The following is a 20,756-nucleotide window of genomic DNA, read 5'->3' on the forward strand; positions in this document are numbered from 1 at the left end:
GACTTCTTTATTTAATTACCTGTACTAACATTATAAACAAATTGATATTTATTCATTATTTTGATGATGATCAATTTAAGAATAAAAAGAATAGAACATATTAAAACGTAGATTTAATTACTAAAAAGGAAGTCAATAATGGCAGTTTCAACATTCTATATCCCTTCTGTAAATAAAATTGGTGCTGGTTGTCTTGCTGATGCTGTAAGTTCAATGAAAGACTTCGGTTTTCATAAAGCGTTGATCGTCACTGATAGCATTTTAAATCAACTGGGTGTTGTTGATAAAGTCAGTAAGTTACTGACAGAAGCTGGTATTTCTAGCGTAACTTATGACGGAACTGCACCAAACCCTACTGTTGAAAACGTAGAAGCGGGTTTAGCTCTGCTGAAAGAAAATCAATGTGACTGTGTAATTTCTTTAGGTGGTGGCTCTCCACATGACTGCGCGAAGGGCATTGCGTTAGTCGCTTCTAACGGTGGAAAAATTGCGGATTATGAAGGTGTTGACCGCTCTGAAAAACCTCAATTACCACTTATTTCTATTAATACCACAGCAGGTACAGCTTCAGAAATGACACGTTTTTGTATCATCACAGATACCGCGCGTCATATCAAAATGGCTATCGTTGATAAAAACGTTACGCCTCTGTTATCTGTAAATGATTCAGAATTAATGATTGGTATGCCAAAAGGTTTAACTGCGGCAACAGGTATGGATGCATTAACTCATGCTGTTGAAGCGTATGTTTCAAGTGCTGCAAACCCAATTACTGATGCGTGTGCATTAAAAGCTGTCACTATGATCAGCGAATCTTTACGTAAAGTTGTTGATAATGGTGGTGATGCACAAGCTCGTGAAAACATGGCTTACGCTCAGTTCTTAGCAGGTATGGCATTTAATAATGCTTCTTTAGGTTATGTGCATGCTATGGCTCACCAATTAGGTGGTTTCTATAACTTACCTCATGGTGTGTGTAATGCGGTTTTATTACCCCATGTTCAAGCTTATAACATTCAAGCAGCCGCAGATCGTTTAAAAGATATCGCACAAGCAATGGGTGTTGATGTTTCTGCAATGAGCGATGAGCAAGGTGCTAAAGCGTGTATCGAAGAAATTCGTAAAATGGCTAAAGATGTTGGTATTCCTGCAGGCCTGAAAGAATTAGGTGTGAAAGAAGAAGACTTCAAAACATTAGCTGAAAATGCGCTGAAAGATGCTTGTGCAATCACTAACCCAGTTCAGGGTTCTGAAAGTGATGTTATCGAGTTATTCCGCCAAGCAATGTAATGTGTAAGAAATAAATGACAACTAATGCTTGTTGTTTTATCTCTTAACTGAGTAATAAAAGCACCTCAGAATTTCTGATTGAGGTGCTTTTTGTTTAAGTATCGCTTTCTAGTCTGGTAGTTCTAGAGGGGGGGTAATTAGCTAGAAATTATTCGGCTTTTTTATGGCGCTCTTGCAGGCAACCTATTACATCAGAGAGTGATAGTGATTGATCTTGTAATAGTACCATTAAGTGATAGAGCAAATCTGAGGCTTCATTCTTTAGCTCTTCTCGGTCATTAACAGTGGCAGCTAACGCGGTTTCTACACCTTCTTCTCCCACTTTTTGGGCTATACGTTTTGTACCACTGGCATAAAGGCGGGCAGTATAAGAGCTATCTGGTGAGGCATTTTTGCGGTCACGTAATAAATTCTCAAGTTCATAGAGAAATCCCCATTGGCTTTGTGCTGGGGCAAAACAACTTTCAGTACCGTTATGGCAAGTAGGGCCGATAGGATTAGCTAAAATAAGTAAAGTATCGTTATCACAGTCAGGATAAATATTGACTAATTTTAGGAAGTTGCCTGAGGTTTCACCTTTTGTCCATAAACGCTGTTTAGTACGTGAATAGAAGGTAACATTTCCACTTTCTAGAGTGACATTTAATGCTTCTTTATTCATATAACCTAGCATTAATACATCGCCTGAAATGGCATTTTGGATAACCACAGGCATGAGATTATCGACTTTTTCCCAATCTAATTGCGCTAATGTTTCATTATTCATTATATTCTTACCTTAACGTCATTCTTTGCAAGATACTGTTTTAGTTCGTTGATATTAATTATTTGTTTATGAAAAACAGAGGCTGCAAGAGCGCCATCTACATTGGCTAATTTAAATGCATCAAGAAAGTGTGACATTTCGCCAGCTCCCCCTGATGCGATAATAGGAACATCTGCAACTTGGCGTACTAGAGCAAGTTGTTTTAGGTCGTAACCTTGTCTCACACCGTCTTGGTTCATCATATTTAAAACAATTTCACCCGCGCCTAGCTTCTGAACTTCACGTACCCAATCGAGGGTTTTCCAGTGCGTTTGTTGTGTTCGTTTTTCATCGCCAGTGAATTGATAAACTAAATATTCATCGGTTTTTTCATCAAACCAAGTGTCAATACCCACAACAACACACTGCACACCGTAGCGATCTGCTAAACGAGATATCAGTGAAGGATCGGAAAGTGCAGGGGAGTTTATTGAAATTTTATCTGCACCAAATGAGAGAATTTTCCCTGCATCTTCAACAGAGCGAATACCACCAGCAACACAAAAAGGAATATCAATCACTTCAGCGACACGCGATACCCAGCTTTTATCAACAACACGACCATCAGAAGATGCTGTAATATCATAAAATACCAGTTCATCCGCACCTTCTTTGGCATAGCGTTCAGCGAGAGGAACAATATCACCAATGATTTCATGATTACGAAATTGAACACCTTTAACAACTTGTCCATCTCGGACATCAAGACAAGGAATTATGCGTTTTGCCAACATGATATCGCCTCTTTTAATGTAAATTTACCTTCTAATAATGCTCTACCAACAATAATACCGGCAACACCTGATGCTGGAAGATCTGCGATATCTTGTAAATCACCAATGCCGCCCGACGCTTGGAATAAAATATCGGGGAAACGTTGGCTAATTTCTTTATATAGTTCGACATTAGAGCCGGCTAATGTGCCATCACGAGAGATATCGGTACACAACACATGTTTTAATCCGACACTTTGATAAAGCTCGATGATATCTTCAAGTGTGTAGGGTGAGTTTTCTTGCCAGCCACTGACAGCTACCCATTTTTTACCTTGTTTATCAATACGAACATCGAGGGCTAACACAATGGCATCTGCACCATAGCGTTCAAACCATGTTTTTACCATTTCAGGTTGGCTGACTGCGGTTGAGCCAATAACAACTCGACTTGCCCCTGCATCGAGTAGCAATTTCACATCATCTTCTGTGCGAATGCCACCACCCACTTGTACAGGCACAGTGACACAAGCAACAAGTTCTTTTAATAGCGGAATTTGGCGAGCTGAAGGATCTTTTGCACCAGTTAAATCCACTAAGTGAAGTAATTTTGCACCATCTTTCTCATATTGTTGGTAGCGAGTCAGTGGATTATCATCATAATCACGCTGTTTTGCATAATCACCCTGATGTAAACGAACTACTTTTCCATCAATTAAATCTAATGCTGGAATAATCATAACGGGTTACATCTCCAAAAAGTTCTTGATAAGTTGAGCACCAGCTTTTCCTGAACGCTCTGGGTGAAATTGCACTCCATAAAAATTATCTTTTTGAATTGCACTACTAAAACGCGAGCCATATTCAGTTTCAGCAATCGTTGATTTATTGAGCGCTAAAGCGTAGCTATGAACAAAATAAAACCAAGCATCATCACCAAGATCACGAAAAAGAGGGTGACCAGGTTTTGCTAATACTTGGTTCCAACCCATATGAGGTAGTGGTAATCCTGCCGTATCAAGCTTATCTATGGTGCCATCAACTAAACCTAATAAAGGAATGTCTTTACCTTCTTCGCTTAGTGAAGCCAATATTTGCATTCCTAAACAAATACCTAAAACAGGTTGTGTTAACGCTTTAATTAGCGGAATTAGCTCGCGTGCTTTGAGTTGTTCCATCGCGGCTCTAGCAGTTCCTACTCCGGGTAAAAAGAGTTTATCTGCAGATAGCACAACATTTTTTTCATAGGAAATAATTGGATCATAACCAAGTCGCTTAACGGCGTAAGCGACAGAGGCTAAATTGGCACAACCCGTATCAAGAATAACCACTTTCATCACAGAACACCTTTTGAACTTGGTAAAGTATTGCCTTCGACACGAATGGCTTGGCGTAATGTACGGCCAAAGACTTTAAATAAGCTTTCAGCTTTGTGGTGATCGTTTTTGCCTTTCGATTTCAGGTGTAATGTGCATCCCATGGTGTAAGAGAGTGAACGGAAAAAGTGTTCAATCATCTCTGTACTTAAATCACCGACACGTTGATATTTAAATTCGGCTTTATATTCAAGGTGTGGACGACCAGAGATATCTAACGCACAACTTGCAAGGCATTCATCCATTGGTAATGTAAAGCCGAAACGAGCAATACCTCGTTTATCACCTAATGCTTCACGTAATGCTTCACCCAAAGCAAGGCCGGTGTCTTCCACCGTGTGGTGATCATCAATAACTAAGTCACCTTTAACATTGATGTTCATACGAAAGCCACCGTGTGTGGCAATTTGATCAAGCATGTGATCAAAGAAACCGACACCAGTGCTGATCTGGCTATCGCCTTCACGATCAAGCCAAACATCGATCGCAATTTGTGTTTCTTTGGTTTTTCGCTCAATGTGGGCATAGCGATCTTTTTTTGTTAGCTGATCTGTGATAACAGCCCAATTGAGTTCATTGGCATTATAAAGCAGGCCTTTGATACCCATATTTTGAGCTAACTGAATATCAGTTTGTCTATCGCCAATGACGTAGCTGTTATTTTTATCTAGTGCGCCATCAACTAAATACTGGGTGACAAGCCCTGTTTCTGGTTTGCGACAAGGGCAGTTGTCTTCAGGTTTATGAGGACAAATTAAAACATCATCAAATGAGATCCCTTGAGATGAAAAAACTTGCATCATTAAATTATGAGGCGGATCGAAATCTGCTTGAGGAAAACTTTCTGTGCCTAATCCGTCCTGATTTGTGATCATAATGAGTTTATAACCCGCTTTTTGCAGAGCAGTAAGTGCGGGGATCACGCCGTTTTCAAAGGCGAGTTTATCAAGTCTATCAACTTGATAATCTGTTGGTGGCTCAGTGATTAAAGTACCATCACGGTCAATAAAAAGAATTTTTTGGCTCATGGTTGAGATCCCTCAGTTGCGATTTTTTATTGTTATCGTTTTTAATGTTTTATACGTTTGCAGTTTGAATATCTTTTATGGCATTAATCACGCTATCACATTCTTCTGCTGTACCGATAGAAATACGCAAACAGCCATTAAGCCCATATTGACGCTGTTGATCGCGTAAAATAATCCCTCGTTCCCATAAAGTACGGAAAACTAGAGTCGCATCAGTGAATTTCACTAAAATATAGTTGGTTTCACTGTTATACACCTGTTCAACATTAGGCAGTTTTTTTAACGAATCAGATAAAATAGCTCTGTTGCGTGAAATTTCCGCCACTCGTTTTTTCATTATCTCAATACCGGCATCTGTTAGCGCTTGCGCAGCAATATCTGCAACAGGTGTTGAAAGTGGGTATGGTGCGATCACTTTTAGTAATAATTCAATGACAGGAGGGTTGGCAAGTGTAAAGCCACAACGAAGCCCAGCTAAAGCAAAAGCTTTCGATAAGGTTCGCAAAATAACTAAATTCGGATAATCTTCAAGCCATGAAACAATTGATGCTTGTGGGCAAAATTCAATATAGGCTTCATCTATTGCAACAATGGCTTTGCCTTTAGCCAACGCTAATACATCACGAATAAGTGAAGGTTCAATAAGATTTCCTGTCGGGTTGTTAGGACTGCACAGATAGATAAGTTTTACATTATCAAGCTGTGATGCGATGGCTTTGACATCTGGACTCCAATCAGCAAGTGTAGGGACAACACGCTGTTCTATACCGAAGGTTTCAGCACTAACGCTATACATTCCATATGTCGGTGGGCAATAAAGCACCGCGTCTTTACCCGGTTCACAAAACGCACGAATAAGGAGCTCAATCGCCTCATCTGCGCCACGGCTCACTAAGACTTGATTAGCCTCTACACCTGCATATTTTGCGTAACGATTTATGACGTTAACAGGCTGACATTCAGGGTAACGGTTTAAGTTTTTTTCATTAAAAGTAAAGTCAGGTGCAATAGGGTATTCATTTGCATTTAACCAAACAGAACCATTTCCTCCTAAGCGTCGAGCAGACTGATAAGGTGTTAATTCACGTACATTTTTTCTTGCAAGTGTATTGATATCAAATTCAGTTTTCATCACTCTTTTTCCCCTGAGCTAAAGCGTTAACACGAAGTGTGACAGCATTTTTGTGTGCTGTGAGTTGTTCTGCTTGCGCTAATATTTCAATGGTCTGCGCTAAATCAGATAATCCCTGTGCGGTGAGTTTCTGTACTGTCATGCGTTTCATAAAATCAGCTAAGCCTAAGCTTGAGTAGGTTGCTGTATAGCCATAAGTCGGCAGAACGTGATTAGTTCCAGAAGCATAATCTCCTGCTGATTCAGGCGACCAAGCACCAAGGAAAACAGAGCCAGCACTGGTAATACTATCAACACGAGCATCAGCATCATTGGTTTGAATAATTAAGTGTTCTGGGCCATAGCTGTTACTGATTTCAATACACTGGTCGAGATCACGAGTAATAATGACACGGCTTTCTGCAAGTGCTTGTTTCGCGATTTCAGCACGGCTTAATAGTGCCAGTTGTGTTTCAGTTTCCGCTATAACGGCTCTGGCGAGTGTTTCATCCGGTGTTAATAATACAACCTGTGAATCAGGGCCATGTTCAGCTTGTGAAAGTAAGTCAGCAGCAATAAATGCAGGATTTGCGTCTGCATCAGCAATCACTAGCACTTCAGATGGCCCCGCTGGCATATCGATTGCTGCACCTTGTAGCGATTGACTTACTTGGCGCTTTGCTTCAGTTACATAAGCATTACCGGGGCCAAAAATTTTATCAACTTTAGGAATAGATTCCGTACCAAATGCCATGGCTGCAATCGCCTGCGCACCACCGACTTGGAAGATTTCATCAATACCAATTTGTTGAGCAATATATAAAATTTCATCAGCAATAGGGGGCGGTGAGCAAAGAATAACTTTGCGACAACCAGCAATACGGGCTGGAATACCTAACATCATTACCGTTGATAGTAATGGCGCTGAACCTCCGGGAATATAAAGCCCTACTGCATCAATGGGTCTGCTGACTTGCTGACAAAATACACCGGGCTGCGTTTCCACGTTAATAGTGTTGGGAATTTGCGCCTCATGAAAGCGACGAATATTATTCATCGCTTGTGCTATTGCCTGTTTTATTTTGCTATCAAGTCTTGATGAGGCTTCATCGATTTGCGATTTTGACACCAAAACACTTTCCGGCGCTGCCTTATCGAATTTTTGGCTAAGTGCTTTAAGCGCTTTATCCCCATCATTGCGTACCTGTGAAATGATGCTAGCAACTTGTTCTGTAATTGAACCTGATGCAGAAATAGCAGGGCGAGTTAATAGCACTTGTTGCTGTTCTTTAGTGCATTTATTCCAGTAAGTTAATGTATTAAAACCCGTTTTCATTATTTCACCTTATTCCATCATTTTTTCAATTGGTAAAACAAGAATTGAACTTGCACCTAATGCTTTAAGCTTTTCCATTGTTTCCCAGAATAGGGTTTCGCTACTTACCATGTGCATTGCAACACGACTTTGGTCACCAGCCAGAGGTAAAATAGTCGGCCTTTCAGCTCCCGGAAGTAATGCAATCACATCATCAAGGCAATCACTTGGCGCGTGTAACATTATGTATTTTGATTCTCGAGCTTGAATAACACCTTGGATACGTGTCAGTAAGCGGTCGATAAGTGCTTGTTTATCGGCTTCCATTTCACCATCGCGTTGGATCAAGCATGCTTTTGAGCGATAAATCACTTCAACTTCTTTTAATCCATTCGCTTCTAATGTTGCACCAGTAGAAACTAAGTCGCAGATAGAGTCAGCAAGGCCCGCACGAGGCGCGACTTCAACAGATCCATTTAATAAACACGATTTAAACTTGATACCTTTTTGATCTAAATAACGTTTGAGCAGATTTGGATAGGAGGTTGCGATACGAGTATTATTTAAGCATTCCGCACCTTGATAGTTGAAATCGACAGGGGTTGCCAGAGATAAGCGACAGCCACCGAAATCGAGACGGCGTAGCGTCAAGTAACTTGGGTTTTCACCTTGAGAACGACGTTTTAATAATTCTTCTTCTAAAACATTTTCACCGATGATCCCTAAATCAACAACGCCATCCATTACCAATCCTGGAATATCGTCATCTCTAACACGTAAAATATCGATTGGCATATTTTCAGCGTAAGCAATAAGGCGCTGTTGATTTAAGTTAATTTTGATGCCACAACGCGCTAAAAGAGCACGAGAATCATCGCTTAAACGTCCTGATTTTTGCATTGCGATTCTTAATCTTGCTTTATCTAACATAATATTACCCTATCATTGTCCATATTTTTGTGATGAAAATTAGCTATAAAAAAACCCCGGAAGTTGCCTTCCGGGGTTTTAGTTGTTATCTGCATTCAGACCACCGGAAGCGTTTCTTAAACGTCTTCCAGCACTCATCGCCTGAAAGACTAGTCAGGGTGATGGTGATGATGATGGTTTAGTTGAATGCTATACATAATTATTTTCCTAGCTAATAACACTATTTGTTATTTAATAATGCCCGTTACTGTTAATCTGTATTTAGTAACCTGCATTTAGAATTTGTCTGCCTTTCAACCTACATGATTTACAAAGCAGAAAGCAACCTATTTTTTAATAATAATTTAATTATTTTATAACCTTTTGTTTTTAATGTGATTTTAATATTTCTCTTATTTACTTAATGGAACAAGTAGGAGAGTATATAGGGAGATGCTAAACGTTCACGAAATATAAGTAGTATTTATAAGTAATGGCGAAACGAAAATTATATAGCATACTTTGATTAAGCCATTTAAGTAGGGGAGCAAAATGAAACGAATAACCATCGTAGGATTAGGTTGGTTAGGTTTACCACTTGCCGTTGCGTTGCGTGATGCAGGCTATCAAGTTAAAGGGACTAAAACTACCGAAGATGGCGTAGAAGCAGCAAGAATGAGTGGCGTTGACTGCTGTTTAGTGAATTTAACACCCGCAATTGAATGTGATAGAGATGATTTTGATTACTTAATGGAAACGGATGTCTTGATTATCACGTTACCGCCAAGTGCAGCTGGTGGTGGTTATGATTATGTTGAAGCCATTCAAACGCTGGTGGATAGCGCAATGTCTCGACATGTTACGAGAGTCATTTACATTAGCTCTACTTCTGTATATGGCAATCAAACAGGTAATATCACGGAAGAAATGGATATTCGACCAGAAACACAATCAGCAAAAATGTTAGCAGAAGTTGAGAATTGGCTACATCGTTTACCGTTGACCACAGTTGATATTCTTCGATTAGCTGGATTAGTCGGGCCGGGGCGTCATGCAGGACGTTTTTTATCAGGTAAAAAACAGGTTAAAGGCGCTCATCAATGCGTTAATTTAGTTCACTTGGATGATGTGATTTTTGCTGTTGAACAACTTCTTGCACAGAATGAAGGTGGCCATTTATATAATTTATGCGCCCCAATTCACCCTAAAAAGAAAGATTTTTACTCAAGAGTGTCAAATCAACTCGAACTTATTCCACCAGAATTTGCTGAGGAAGAGAAACCTTTAATACGAGAGATTGATGGTCAGGAGATCTGTCGAGATCTTGGATTTCATTACCATTATCCAGATCCCGACAAAATGCCAATGAATTAACTTAATTTACAGGCAGTAACACGATATCACGGAAAATAGGCCTTTCACTTAATTGTGCAAACCAACGCTCAATGTGAGGGAAGTGTGGTCTATCTTTGCAAACTTCTAACCATGGATAGACCAATGGTGCGATCGCCATATCAGCAAGAGAGAATGCATCTCCTGCAAAGTAAGTTGTTTTTGCAAGTTGGTCGTCAGCAATTTTAATTAATTTATTAAGCTTCTCTTTCAATGCGTTAACAATCTCAGGGTTTTGCTGCTCTTTAGGTGTACGAACAATCATGATCATCATTTGTTGAATGGGAGCAAATAGGCTACCATTTGACCAATCCATCCATTTTTCTACATTTGCTCGTTGTTTAGGATCAATGGGATAGAGTGTGTTATTTTCATATTTTGCACATAAATAACGAATAATGGTGTTAGACTCCCATAAAGCAAAGTCATCATCTTGTAAGGTTGGAATTGAAGCGTTGGGATTCATGGCTAAATAATTTGCTTCATTGAGTCCACCAAAAGGGCCTCCAACATCGATTTGTTCATAAGGAACATTTAGTTCCTTTAAGCACCAAAGAACTTTTTTAACGTTAGATGAGTTTTTTCTACCCCAGACTTTTAACATAAAGGTCTCCTAAACCACGATAAGTAATAAAATTTCCCTCTATAGGGCGCTAAATATGAATATAAGATAAATCTCTGTATATCAATGTTGGCGTCTTATTCCAGAAAGCCATATAGTAGGAAAGCTTTAACAAATTGATATAAAAGGGTGATCGGTAATGAAAAAAAATATTCCATCTGTTCTGGGTAAGGTTACCGCGGGAATGGGTTTACTGCTAATTATTTCTAGTCCTTCATTTGCGGTAAATAATCCGGTGCCTCCCCAAATAGAGGCAAAATCTTATGTATTAATGGATTACAACAGCGGAAAAATTCTGGCATCAGAAAAACCTGATGAGCGTTTAGATCCCGCTAGTCTTACAAAAATCATGAGTAGCTATGTTGTTGGACAAGCTATCAAAGAAGGTCGTATGTCACCTGACGATACGGTTATTGTTGGGCGTAATGCATGGGCAACGGGAAATCCGGTATTGAAAGGATCGTCATTGATGTTCTTAAAACCGGGTGATCAGGTCAAAGTGATTGATTTAAATCGCGGTATGGTTATTCAATCAGGTAATGATGCCAGTATTGCATTAGCAGAACATGTTGCGGGTAGTCAGGAAACCTTTGTTGATTTAATGAATTCCTACGCTAACAATCTCGGTTTAAAAAATACACACTTTAAAACCGTTCATGGGTTAGATTCTGATGGACAATATACCACAGCACAAGATATGGCATTACTTACGGCGGCCATGATCCGCGATGTACCTTCAGAGTATGAAATTCATAAAGAAAAAGAATTTACCTTCAACAATATTCGTCAGCCAAACCGCAACCGTTTATTGTGGAATAAAAATATGAATGTTGATGGTGTGAAAACAGGTCACACCAATGGAGCAGGATACAATCTTGTTTCTTCGGCAACTGAAGGTGATATGCGCTTAATTGCTGTTGTTTTAGGAACACCATCAGATAAAGTACGTTTTGCTGAAAGTGAAAAATTATTAGGTTGGGGTTTCCGTTTTTTTGAAACGGTAACTCCAGTAAAGGCAGATACACCACTGACAACGCACAAAGTATGGTACGGCGATAAAGGCGAAGTGGCGTTAGGGGTTGCTAATGATGCTTCAATTACTATTCCTAAAGGTGAATTAAAAAACCTGAAAGCCTCTTTTACTTTAACCAATCCTGTATTAGAAGCGCCGTTAACTCAAAATCAGGTTGTTGGTACAGTTAACTTTTTATTGAATGACGAAGTGATTGAACAACGCCCATTGGTTGTAAAAGAAGCTGTTGAAGAAGGTGGTTTCTTTAGTCGTATCTGGGATTTTGTTGTTAAAACAGTATCCGGTTGGTTTAATGCTATTTTTGGTTAATTCCCAATAATGGTTCTATCAAAGCGTTACTGAGTTTTTCACCCAAAAAGAAAGACTGGTTGTTATTTTATAGAAAAAATCCGTAATTATTTAATGATTACGGATTTTTTATATTCAATAAAGTAAGGGGATATCTCTAGTTTAGAACTTAAATAAGCCCATCGATTTTACCTTGATTATCAACATTCACAGTGATAGCCGCAGGAGTTTTCGGTAATCCAGGCATTGTTGTGATAGAACCTGTTAAAGCGACAACAAAACCAGCACCAGCAGAAACATATACTTCACGAACGTTGATTGTAAAATCAGTAGGGCGGCCTAATAAGGTGGGGTCATCGGAGAGTGAATATTGAGTTTTTGCCATACAGACAGGGAAATGAGCAAAATCCATACTTTCTATCTTTTCCAACATTTTGCTAGCATGTTGACTATAGGTCACATTATTTGCCCCATAAATTTCTTTAGCAACGATATCGATTTTTTGGCTAAGTGAGATATCATTAGGATAAATTAATTTAAATTGGCTCTGTTCATTTTCTAGTGTATCAATCACTTGCTTAGCCAATTCAATACCGCCTTCGCCTCCTTTTTCCCACACTTTTGTAATTGCAAATCGGCAATCTCTATCTTGGCAAAATTGTTCGATAAATTGGTGCTCTGCAATACTATCAGTGATATAAGCGTTAAGAGAGACAATCACTGGTAAGCCATATTTTTTAAGGTTTTCAATGTGCTTTTCAAGATTTGCAATCCCTTTTTCAAGAGCAACTAAATCTTCATTATTCCATTCACTTTTGCCTAAGCCACCGTTATATTTTAGCGCTTTAGTGGTTACAACAATGACGGTACAATCAGGGCGTAATCCACTGATCCGACATTTTATATCAAAGAATTTTTCAGCACCTAAGTCAGCACCAAAACCGGCTTCTGTTACGGTAATATCTGCAAGTTGAAGTGCCAATTTTGTTGCTCTTACGCTATTGCATCCATGTGCAATATTAGCGAAGGGGCCTCCATGAATAATGGCTGGCGTATTTTCAAGTGTTTGTACTAAATTAGGATTAATTGCATCTTTTAATAAACTTGCCATTGCTCCGACAGCTTGCAGATCGTTTGCTGTAACAGGATCACCATTATAAGAATAGGCAACAATGATGCGAGAAAGTCTCTGTTTTAAATCATCAAGATCCATCGCTAAACAAAGGATAGACATAATTTCAGAAGCAACAGTAATAACAAAGTTATCTTCTCTTGTAATACCGTCTTTTTCGCCGCCTAATCCCACAACAATATTACGTAAAGCGCGATCGTTCATATCCATACAACGTTTAAACACGATTTTTTTAGGATCGATATTTAAAGGATTACCTTGATAAATTGAATTATCAAGCATGGCTGCAAGTAAGTTATTGGCTGAGGTTATAGCATGAAAATCGCCAGTAAAATGAAGATTGAGATCTTCCATTGGAACGACTTGCGAATAACCACCTCCCGTTGCACCGCCTTTAATACCAAAGCAAGGACCTAAAGAGGGTTCACGCAACGCAATAATGGCATTTTTTCCAAGATGGTTAAGTGCTTGCCCTAATCCAACAGTGACCGTTGTTTTACCTTCACCAGCAGGTGTTGGGTTAATGGCTGTAACTAAAACTAACTTTCCGGGCTTTTTTGTCGCAACTTTTGACCAAATACTGTGGCTAAATTTGGCTTTGTATTTGCCATAAAACTCGATATCGTCTTGATCAATATTTAAATTTTTAGCAATATCCTGAATAGGTAAGAGGTGTGCTTCTTGGGAGATTTGAATATCTGATTTCATTTTAGTTCTCTTTTTATCCCGCTTATTGATGTCTCTAGTGATCTTTACTTATCAACTTTAGACAATAATCTAAATATGGCCAATAGATTGATTAATTTGTAGTTATTTACTATAGATAACACGTTCATCGTCACGCCATTTAAATAATTATTGTTGTTAGCTCCTACTTTTTCTTTAAATTATCACTATTGAGTGATGCTTTGCTTTTTTAAAAAAACGTATTTTAACTAAGGATGAAAATTTAATCTCATACAAAAAAGATGATATTAAAAAAGAAGGGTATTGAGATTGATGTTAATAAATAAAAAAGGCGCTGATATCAGCACCTTATCTATCATAAATACCTCTATTGAGACTCTCAGGTTTAGTCACAAGAAATTTTAATGGCTAATCCGCCTTGAGAGGTTTCACGATATTTAGCGTTAATGTCTTTACCTGTTTCGTACATTGTTTCAATGACTTTGTCTAAACAAATACGAGGATCACTGACACGACGTAAAGCCATACGAGATGAGTTTACGGCTTGTACGGCTGCGATAGCATTACGTTCAATACAAGGAACTTGTACTTGTCCTGCCACTGGGTCGCAGGTAAGTCCTAAGTTATGCTCCATCGCAATTTCTGCCGCAATACAAACTTGTTCTGGGCTACCGCCTAAAAGTTCAGTTAATGCGCCTGCTGCCATTGAGCAAGCAACACCGACTTCGCCTTGGCAACCCACTTCTGCACCTGAGATAGATGCATTCATTTTATAAAGTGAACCAATAACACCAGCAACTAAGAAAAAGCGAGTGTAAGAGTTTTCATTCACAGGGCGAATGAATTTATCATAGTAAGACAATACTGCTGGAATAATGCCACAGGCACCGTTTGTTGGTGCTGTTACAACACGTCCACCAGCCGCATTTTCTTCATTCACGGCAAGGGCAAACATGTTAATCCAATCAACAACTGTCATTGGATCGGTTGTGGTTTTATCTTCGGTTACTAACATACGGCGTAATGCAGAAGCACGGCGAGGTACGCGTAAAGGCCCCGGTAATAAGCCTTCGGTATTTACACCGCGCTCAATACCTGACTTCATCACTTCCCAAACAGCCGCGAAATGAGCCGAAATTTCTTCTTTACTGCGTAATGCTAATTCGTTTTGCATCACTAATGCAGATAAAGAAAGCCCAGTTTCTTTGCAATGGTGACGTAAATCAGCTGCATATTGATAAGGATAAGGAACTTGAATCGCATTTTCTTCAGGTTGACCGAAATGCTCTTCATCAACAATAAAACCACCACCAATTGAATAGTAGGTTTTCTTCAATAAAACCTGTTCACCGTTATAAGCGGTAATGGTCATGCCATTTTCATGGAGGGGGAGATTGGTTTTATGAAAATTCATACCGCCTTCAACCGGAAAATCGACTTCTTTTATGCCATTTGCCAGCATTAAGCGACCGGTTGTTTCTACTTGTTTGATAAACGGGGCGATAGAATCAATATCGACAGTATCAGGTAAATTTCCTGCGAGTCCCATAATAATAGCAATATCAGTTGCGTGACCTTTACCTGTTAAAGATAAAGAGCCATAAACATCAACGATAACGCGGGAAACAGAAGAGAGGAGATTTTTTTCAGCAAGTAAATCAACGAATTCCTTACCTGCTTTCATTGGACCTACAGTGTGTGAGCTTGAAGGACCGATACCAATTTTAAAAATATCAAAGACGCTAACCATAATATTCGCCTCCCTAATTAATTTAAAGGCGCAACTGTGTGATTATTAGAGTGTTAAGTGTCAGTTTTGAAACCTAAAGCTGTAATGGCTACTTCCGATTAAGGAAGTAGCCATTAGATGTCTTATTAGCTCATGAAAGAGTTAGCTAAGCTATAGAAAACAGCTGAGATTGCGATAAGACCCATAATTACAACGAATGCGTTGCTGATGTGGCCTTCATATTTCTTCATCGCTGGTACTTTACGGATTGCATACATTGGCATCAGGAACAGTAACATTGCGATAACTGGGCCACCTAATGTTTCAATCATACCTAAAATACTTGGGTTTAATGTTGCAACAATCCAAGTTGTAACCAGCATAAACAGTGCAGTGATTTTGTTTAAACGATCTTTCTCGATTGTTTTACCTTTTTCACGCAGTGATTTGATGATTAAACCGTTGAAGCCTTCACGAGCACCTAAGTAGTGACCTAAGAAAGATTTAGTAATCGCAACGAAAGCAATAAACGGAGCGATATAAGCAATAACTGGCGCTTCAAAATGGTTAGCAAGGTAAGACAGGATACTGATGTTTTGTGCTTTCGCTTCTGCTAAGTTTTCTGGTGTTAAGCTAAATACACAGCTAAACACGAAGAACATTACAGTGATAACCATCATGATGTGCGCATAAGCTAAAATGCGTGAACATTTTTTCTCAGCGTTTTCGCCGTATTCTTCACGTTTCGCCACAGCAAACGCAGAAATGATTGGAGAGTGGTTAAAAGAGAACACCATTACAGGGATAGCTAACCATAAGGTTACTAACAGACCTTGACCCATACCTGATGTTGTTGCGTGATCAAAAGAGAGAGTCTCAAGAATCGCACCATTCCACTCAGGGATCAGATACAGTGCTAAGACCATTAGAACTGCAACAAATGGGAATACTAATACACTCATTGCTTTAACGATAGCTTGTTCACCAAAGCGAATAATCGACATGATACCGACAATCAGTATCAGCGATAAAATTGCACGAGGTGGTGCAGCCATGTGCATTTGGTTCACAATAAAGCTTTCTACTGTATTGGTGATAGCAACACTATAAACCAATAGAATAGGATAAATTGCGAAGAAATAGAGCAGAGTGATTAATTTACCTGCGGTTTTACCAAAGTGTTCTTCAACAACTTCAGTGATATCTTCACCTGGGTTTTTACCTGATAACACAAAGCGGCACATACCACGGTGTGCAAAAAAGGTCATTGGGAATGCAAGTACTAACATGATCAACAGAGGAATTAAACCACCAATCCCTGCGTTAATAGGTAAAAATAGAACGCCAGCACCGATAGCCGTACCGTATAAACCTAACATCCATACTGTATCTGACTTACGCCATGCTTTGTAATCACCTTGGGTGTTACCCGACGCGATAGAACCAACTTTGGTTGTATCCATAATACTCTCCGAAATAACGCGGTAAAAAAATAATGAATAAAAAATAAGGGCGCGATTGTATTTCTTTTTAGAAACAATCACGGCATAAATTTAATTATGAATAAATGAGTGCATTGAGTACCTGGTGTTATCTCAATATCTTCAATTACCACAGATAAAAATCTTTAAATTTCAAAAGAATTAAGCTCTTTCAAAATTTGAAAAAATATTCAATAAGTTTATATCCAGACTTAAGAGGTGCAGAATATAGTGTTTTTCAGGATAAACTACCGTGATCACCATCTCAAATGCTAAATATAACTGAAAAACCTGAAAATGTAACATTTTTTATATTTTGTGTTTTTAGAGGGGGTTTTTAAAACATTTTGAAATAATTTTCCAATTTTAAAGTAAGTATAAAATAAAGCTAAATACTCAAATGTTCATATGTTAATGATTGTTTTTAGGTATTTTTATTATTTGGAAAATAAATGATTAAAATCAATTAGGTTATTTTTGTTTACAATTAAAACATTGCATTAACAGTGTATGTTATTGAAATAAAATAATAAATAATTTTCTTTAATTAATGTTTAAAAGTAGACAAAAGAATATAGAAACGATGTAATATGATTATTTATTAATGAATTTCTTTTATTTTATGAAATGAATATAGCTATATTTTGTTTATAAGTAGAATATTGTTTATAAATACGACAGTGAATTTGTTAATAAATGAGTTTGGTAGGCTGTTATATAACGAATATAAAAGTTTCATTTTGATTAAAATAACAACATATTTATTTTCTGGACAAATTATATAATAATAGAGAATGTTTTTATTTATATATTAATATATTTAAGGGTGGTATTACTTAAGCTAAATATAAAAAAGACCACAATAAATGTGGTCTTTTTCAGTATTAGAAAGGTTAGGCCTTTGTCCAACCTTTACGAATAGGATAGGCAAAACAGAGCTGATAGAGCCTTTGTACCCATTTTTGGAGTATATCGCCACCTTTAGACCAGAAGATCTGGCAAAGGCCACAAGAAAGTAAAGCAACGATAAAAGCACCAATCATATCGATTGGCCAATGCACACCAAGATAGATACGCGCCCAAGCAATCGCAAGTCCTAAGCCGAGCATAATATATCCAATACGTTTGCTGTTATGCCAAAAGAGATAAGCTAAAGCAATGGTGAAAACAAACGTACCATGGTTACTTGGGAATGAAGGTGTCGCATCATGGTCGAGAAAGTTGTAACCAATATTAGCCGCAAAAGGGCGCTCATGAGGCGCAATTGCACCAATCATCCAAGAGATAGAAAGTGCAATACCTAAAGAGACGGCAGCTTTGCACACTAATGTTCTTTGCTGACTAAGATGTTTTTCATTACCCCATAACCAATAGAACACTAAAGATAACGGAAAAAGATAGACAAGGTACTTAGCAATAACTATCGCCGTACCGATTTCTAAAGGAGATGCCGCAGGTGTTGCATTCATCATTGAAAATACGGCTAAATTGAATTGTTCCAGCAAAGTAGGCTCCATACATGTCGTACTGATAAGCGATGTTTATGATACATAATACGCAAGTTTTTAAGGGTAAATGAGGGAGTAATAGGGGTAAAGTGTTTTTTTCTTATTTAATTGTGCTTTTTTAAAAGATTTGTCAGTTTTATATCAAACTGAGCTAAAGCACTCTTAAAAAGAGTATTGCGCTTATGTTATTGCTCTCACATCGTTCTTTTTCTTATCTTCAATGAGGTATAACTTTATGTGGTTCCAGAAAAATATTGTCCTTAATGCAAGGCCAAGAGGATTTCACTTAATTACACAAGCATTGATTCAAGAATTACCAGAGCTAAGACAATATAAAATCGGAATTGCTCATTTTTTTATTCAACATACATCGGCTTCATTAACGATTAATGAAAATGCGGATCCAACAGTGCGAAGTGATTTTGAAAGCTTTTTTAATCAAAGCGTAAAAGAAGGCGAAGATTACTATCTTCACACTTATGAAGGCAGTGATGACATGCCAGCGCATATTAAAAGTAGCTTACTTGGACAAAGTGTTATGGTTCCTATTAGTCAAGGTGAGTTGAATTTAGGGACTTGGCAGGGGATTTATCTTGGTGAACATCGAAATCACGGCGGTAGTCGTCGTATTATCGTGACCTTGCAAGGAGAGTGTTACTAGATTTCAGGCAATAAAAAACCCGACAGCTATTTCACCAAAAGGGTTGAAACTATCGGGCTCCTCAATATTTGGGGACATCAAAGAAAAGCAGTGGCACTAATTCAGACTCCGGGTTAGAAAGAAAGTTCGCTGACTAATGAAAAAAAATAGAATTTTTTTTAGAAAGAGAGAAAAGATGAGAGATAAAAAAGAGAAAGCGCTAAAACATATTGATAAATAAACTGTTTTAGCGCTTTTGAATTAGTTGTAGATGCCTAAATTTTCTTTAACATAAGCTTCAAAATCTGTGCAACCACCAATGTGTTTTTCATCAATAAAAATTTGTGGCACAGTTTCAACTTCTTTTCCGACAGTTTTAGATAAATCAGCTTTTGTAATTCCTTCAGCATGAATATCTACATAGCGGAAATCGAAATCATCAAGTTGTTTAGATAGTTTTTCAGCCAGTTGTTTAGCACGTACACAATATGGGCAACCCGGACGACCAAAAATAACAACAAACATACGACACTCCTTATTGAGGAAATAAAATTCAGGCATAATAGTTTCTATTGGTTGTTACTATGCCCTTTTATTAGGCTAAACAAAAACAGTTATTGCCTTTTAGTGTGATAAATTATACCAATTTGCCGAATAATGAGATAGGACTGTGATACAGCATTTAGCGGAGAAACAATGGAAAAGCCTTCAAATCGAGATATGAAATCACTGTCAGATATGCCAAAACCCATTATCATCATTGAGATAATCGGTATTATTTTATTAGTGGTTGCTTATCTTTATATCAACCAATATATGACCTCTCCGCAGTGGTTAGGAACGTATACAGGACAATTAACGCTAGTTGTTTTGGGTGTTATCTGCATGATCCCGCCTGCTATCCATATTGTATGGCGTGCTATTTATCGATTAACTTTTTTAGGAATTGATCATAAATCCGCAAAGAGTAAAAAGAAAAAAGAGAATAACGAAGAATAGTTAACTGTTTTTTCTCAAAAAAGCATTAGAAACTAAGAAAATCCAATATGTAAATTGGCTTAATTTTCTTAGTTTTTCTATTTATTAGTGCCTTCAAGATAGAAAAAGTGGCAAAATAGCCTCAATGCCAACAGGCACTCTTTTTTTTGCGCGTAAAGGTTATTTGAATGAACGCTGTTGTGACTACCGATCTGGATCAGCTAAAGTCTTGGCTTGATGAACTACAGATTGCTTACTATGAATGTGACTCTTGTCAAGCGTTACATTTACCACATCTTCAATATATCAGTGGTATTTTTGATGCCAAAATTGATATTCTTGAAGATGTACTTGTATTTACCGCTATCGCTGAGCTAAAGCCGTCAGCAATAGTGCCATTAATGGCAAATCTAAGCCAAATTAATGCAAGCTCTTTATTTATTAAAACATTTCTAGAAATTAGTGATGAGAACTTACCAAAATTAGTTTTTTGCCAATCATTTCCGGTTGCCGCAGGTATCTCACTGAATCAATTCGACCTGTTCTTACAAAAAGCAGAAGAGCAATCTGCTGAAGTCGTTAGCGAAATTTTTAATAACGGTTTCTTGTATGGTGAAAAACAAGAAAGTGAAAACGAAGAAGATGATGAAGACGAAGATGTTGAGATAAATAACGTATCAACTGACTCCTCCTATACTGTACATTAATATTAATCTCCA

The 20,756-nt window shown here is 38.0% G+C and carries 20 protein-coding genes and 1 other annotated feature; of the genes, 6 read left to right on the forward strand and 14 right to left on the reverse strand.

Features of this window, described 5'->3' with window-relative positions:
- The first annotated feature begins 138 nt into the window (after positions 1 to 138).
- Positions 139 to 1,290, forward strand: a complete 1,152-nt coding sequence (yiaY, locus tag C0T34_RS06750; protein ID WP_098943784.1) for an L-threonine dehydrogenase — start codon at positions 139 to 141, stop codon at positions 1,288 to 1,290.
- 148 nt (positions 1,291 to 1,438) lie between these two features.
- Here yiaY and hisIE read toward each other — a convergent pair whose 3' ends face one another.
- From hisIE to hisG, 8 genes are read right to left on the reverse strand one after another with little or no spacing between them, the layout of a single operon-like run.
- The gene (gene hisIE, locus C0T34_RS06755) at positions 1,439 to 2,059 is read right to left on the reverse strand and encodes a bifunctional phosphoribosyl-AMP cyclohydrolase/phosphoribosyl-ATP diphosphatase HisIE (RefSeq protein WP_196556511.1); all 621 of its coding nucleotides are present in this window, start codon (positions 2,057 to 2,059) and stop codon (positions 1,439 to 1,441) included.
- Positions 2,056 to 2,829, reverse strand: coding sequence for an imidazole glycerol phosphate synthase subunit HisF (hisF, locus tag C0T34_RS06760; RefSeq protein ID WP_098943782.1), 774 nt, complete (start codon positions 2,827 to 2,829; stop codon positions 2,056 to 2,058). The genes hisIE and hisF overlap by 4 nt, the downstream gene beginning before the upstream one ends.
- Positions 2,811 to 3,548: a 1-(5-phosphoribosyl)-5-[(5-phosphoribosylamino)methylideneamino]imidazole-4-carboxamide isomerase gene (gene hisA / locus C0T34_RS06765; RefSeq protein WP_109849890.1), complete on the reverse strand. Its 738-nt coding sequence runs from the start codon at positions 3,546 to 3,548 to the stop codon at positions 2,811 to 2,813. The genes hisF and hisA overlap by 19 nt, the downstream gene beginning before the upstream one ends.
- 6 nt (positions 3,549 to 3,554) lie before the next feature.
- A complete protein-coding gene (hisH, locus tag C0T34_RS06770) occupies positions 3,555 to 4,145 on the reverse strand; it encodes an imidazole glycerol phosphate synthase subunit HisH (protein ID WP_098943780.1) in 591 nt (196 codons plus the stop codon).
- Positions 4,145 to 5,212: a bifunctional histidinol-phosphatase/imidazoleglycerol-phosphate dehydratase HisB gene (gene hisB / locus C0T34_RS06775; protein ID WP_109849891.1), complete on the reverse strand. Its 1,068-nt coding sequence runs from the start codon at positions 5,210 to 5,212 to the stop codon at positions 4,145 to 4,147. Before hisB ends, hisH begins: the two co-directional genes overlap by 1 nt.
- Before the next feature lie 49 nt (positions 5,213 to 5,261).
- On the reverse strand, positions 5,262 to 6,344 hold the full coding sequence (hisC, locus tag C0T34_RS06780; RefSeq protein WP_109849892.1) for a histidinol-phosphate transaminase: 1,083 nt from the start codon (positions 6,342 to 6,344) through the stop codon (positions 5,262 to 5,264).
- Positions 6,334 to 7,659, reverse strand: a complete 1,326-nt coding sequence (gene hisD / locus C0T34_RS06785) for a histidinol dehydrogenase (protein WP_109849893.1) — start codon at positions 7,657 to 7,659, stop codon at positions 6,334 to 6,336. Before hisD ends, hisC begins: the two co-directional genes overlap by 11 nt.
- A gap of 9 nt (positions 7,660 to 7,668) precedes the next feature.
- Positions 7,669 to 8,568, reverse strand: a complete 900-nt coding sequence (hisG, locus tag C0T34_RS06790; RefSeq protein WP_109849894.1) for an ATP phosphoribosyltransferase — start codon at positions 8,566 to 8,568, stop codon at positions 7,669 to 7,671.
- Positions 8,569 to 8,612: 44 nt separating this feature from the next.
- Positions 8,613 to 8,742, reverse strand: a sequence feature (His leader region).
- A 357-nt stretch (positions 8,743 to 9,099) separates the two neighbouring features.
- Between hisG and C0T34_RS06800 the strand changes: the two genes are divergently transcribed.
- The gene (locus C0T34_RS06800) at positions 9,100 to 9,921 is read left to right on the forward strand and encodes an SDR family oxidoreductase (RefSeq protein ID WP_098943775.1); all 822 of its coding nucleotides are present in this window, start codon (positions 9,100 to 9,102) and stop codon (positions 9,919 to 9,921) included.
- A 1-nt stretch (position 9,922) separates the two neighbouring features.
- Here C0T34_RS06800 and C0T34_RS06805 read toward each other — a convergent pair whose 3' ends face one another.
- A complete protein-coding gene (locus tag C0T34_RS06805) occupies positions 9,923 to 10,543 on the reverse strand; it encodes a glutathione S-transferase (protein WP_098943774.1) in 621 nt (206 codons plus the stop codon).
- Between the two features lie 157 nt (positions 10,544 to 10,700).
- Here C0T34_RS06805 and C0T34_RS06810 point away from each other — a divergent pair, with 157 nt between their 5' ends.
- On the forward strand, positions 10,701 to 11,903 hold the full coding sequence (locus C0T34_RS06810; protein ID WP_098943773.1) for a serine hydrolase: 1,203 nt from the start codon (positions 10,701 to 10,703) through the stop codon (positions 11,901 to 11,903).
- A gap of 148 nt (positions 11,904 to 12,051) precedes the next feature.
- Here the strand turns inward: C0T34_RS06810 and C0T34_RS06815 are convergent, their stop codons facing one another.
- The 4 genes from C0T34_RS06815 to ybjG all read right to left on the reverse strand — a co-directional run bounded on the left by C0T34_RS06815 (position 12,052) and on the right by ybjG (position 18,416).
- Complete coding sequence (locus tag C0T34_RS06815; protein ID WP_098943772.1) at positions 12,052 to 13,722, reverse strand: formate--tetrahydrofolate ligase; 1,671 nt, start codon at positions 13,720 to 13,722, stop codon at positions 12,052 to 12,054.
- A gap of 364 nt (positions 13,723 to 14,086) precedes the next feature.
- Entirely contained in the window at positions 14,087 to 15,451 is a 1,365-nt protein-coding gene (locus C0T34_RS06820) for an L-serine ammonia-lyase (protein WP_098943771.1), read from the reverse strand.
- A gap of 125 nt (positions 15,452 to 15,576) precedes the next feature.
- A complete protein-coding gene (locus C0T34_RS06825; protein WP_109849895.1) occupies positions 15,577 to 16,893 on the reverse strand; it encodes an HAAAP family serine/threonine permease in 1,317 nt (438 codons plus the stop codon).
- Between the two features lie 911 nt (positions 16,894 to 17,804).
- The gene (ybjG, locus tag C0T34_RS06830) at positions 17,805 to 18,416 is read right to left on the reverse strand and encodes an undecaprenyl-diphosphate phosphatase (RefSeq protein ID WP_098943769.1); all 612 of its coding nucleotides are present in this window, start codon (positions 18,414 to 18,416) and stop codon (positions 17,805 to 17,807) included.
- A gap of 238 nt (positions 18,417 to 18,654) precedes the next feature.
- On the opposite strand from ybjG, the gene C0T34_RS06835 reads away from it, so the two are divergent.
- Positions 18,655 to 19,080: a secondary thiamine-phosphate synthase enzyme YjbQ gene (locus C0T34_RS06835; protein WP_098943768.1), complete on the forward strand. Its 426-nt coding sequence runs from the start codon at positions 18,655 to 18,657 to the stop codon at positions 19,078 to 19,080.
- A gap of 240 nt (positions 19,081 to 19,320) precedes the next feature.
- On the opposite strand, the gene C0T34_RS06840 is transcribed toward C0T34_RS06835, so the two are convergent.
- The gene (locus tag C0T34_RS06840; protein ID WP_098943767.1) at positions 19,321 to 19,584 is read right to left on the reverse strand and encodes a GrxA family glutaredoxin; all 264 of its coding nucleotides are present in this window, start codon (positions 19,582 to 19,584) and stop codon (positions 19,321 to 19,323) included.
- A gap of 171 nt (positions 19,585 to 19,755) precedes the next feature.
- On the opposite strand from C0T34_RS06840, the gene C0T34_RS06845 reads away from it, so the two are divergent.
- Both C0T34_RS06845 and C0T34_RS06850 read left to right on the forward strand, forming a co-directional pair.
- Positions 19,756 to 20,058, forward strand: a complete 303-nt coding sequence (locus C0T34_RS06845) for a YbjC family protein (protein WP_098943766.1) — start codon at positions 19,756 to 19,758, stop codon at positions 20,056 to 20,058.
- A gap of 167 nt (positions 20,059 to 20,225) precedes the next feature.
- Positions 20,226 to 20,744 carry a YbjN domain-containing protein gene (locus C0T34_RS06850; RefSeq protein WP_098943765.1) on the forward strand — a complete coding sequence of 173 codons (519 nt, stop codon included), beginning with the start codon at positions 20,226 to 20,228 and terminating at the stop codon, positions 20,742 to 20,744.
- Positions 20,745 to 20,756 lie beyond the last annotated feature (12 nt).

Origin of the sequence: Proteus sp. CA142267 (assembly GCF_003336825.1) — a bacterium.
Taxonomy (GTDB): domain Bacteria; phylum Pseudomonadota; class Gammaproteobacteria; order Enterobacterales; family Enterobacteriaceae; genus Proteus; species Proteus terrae.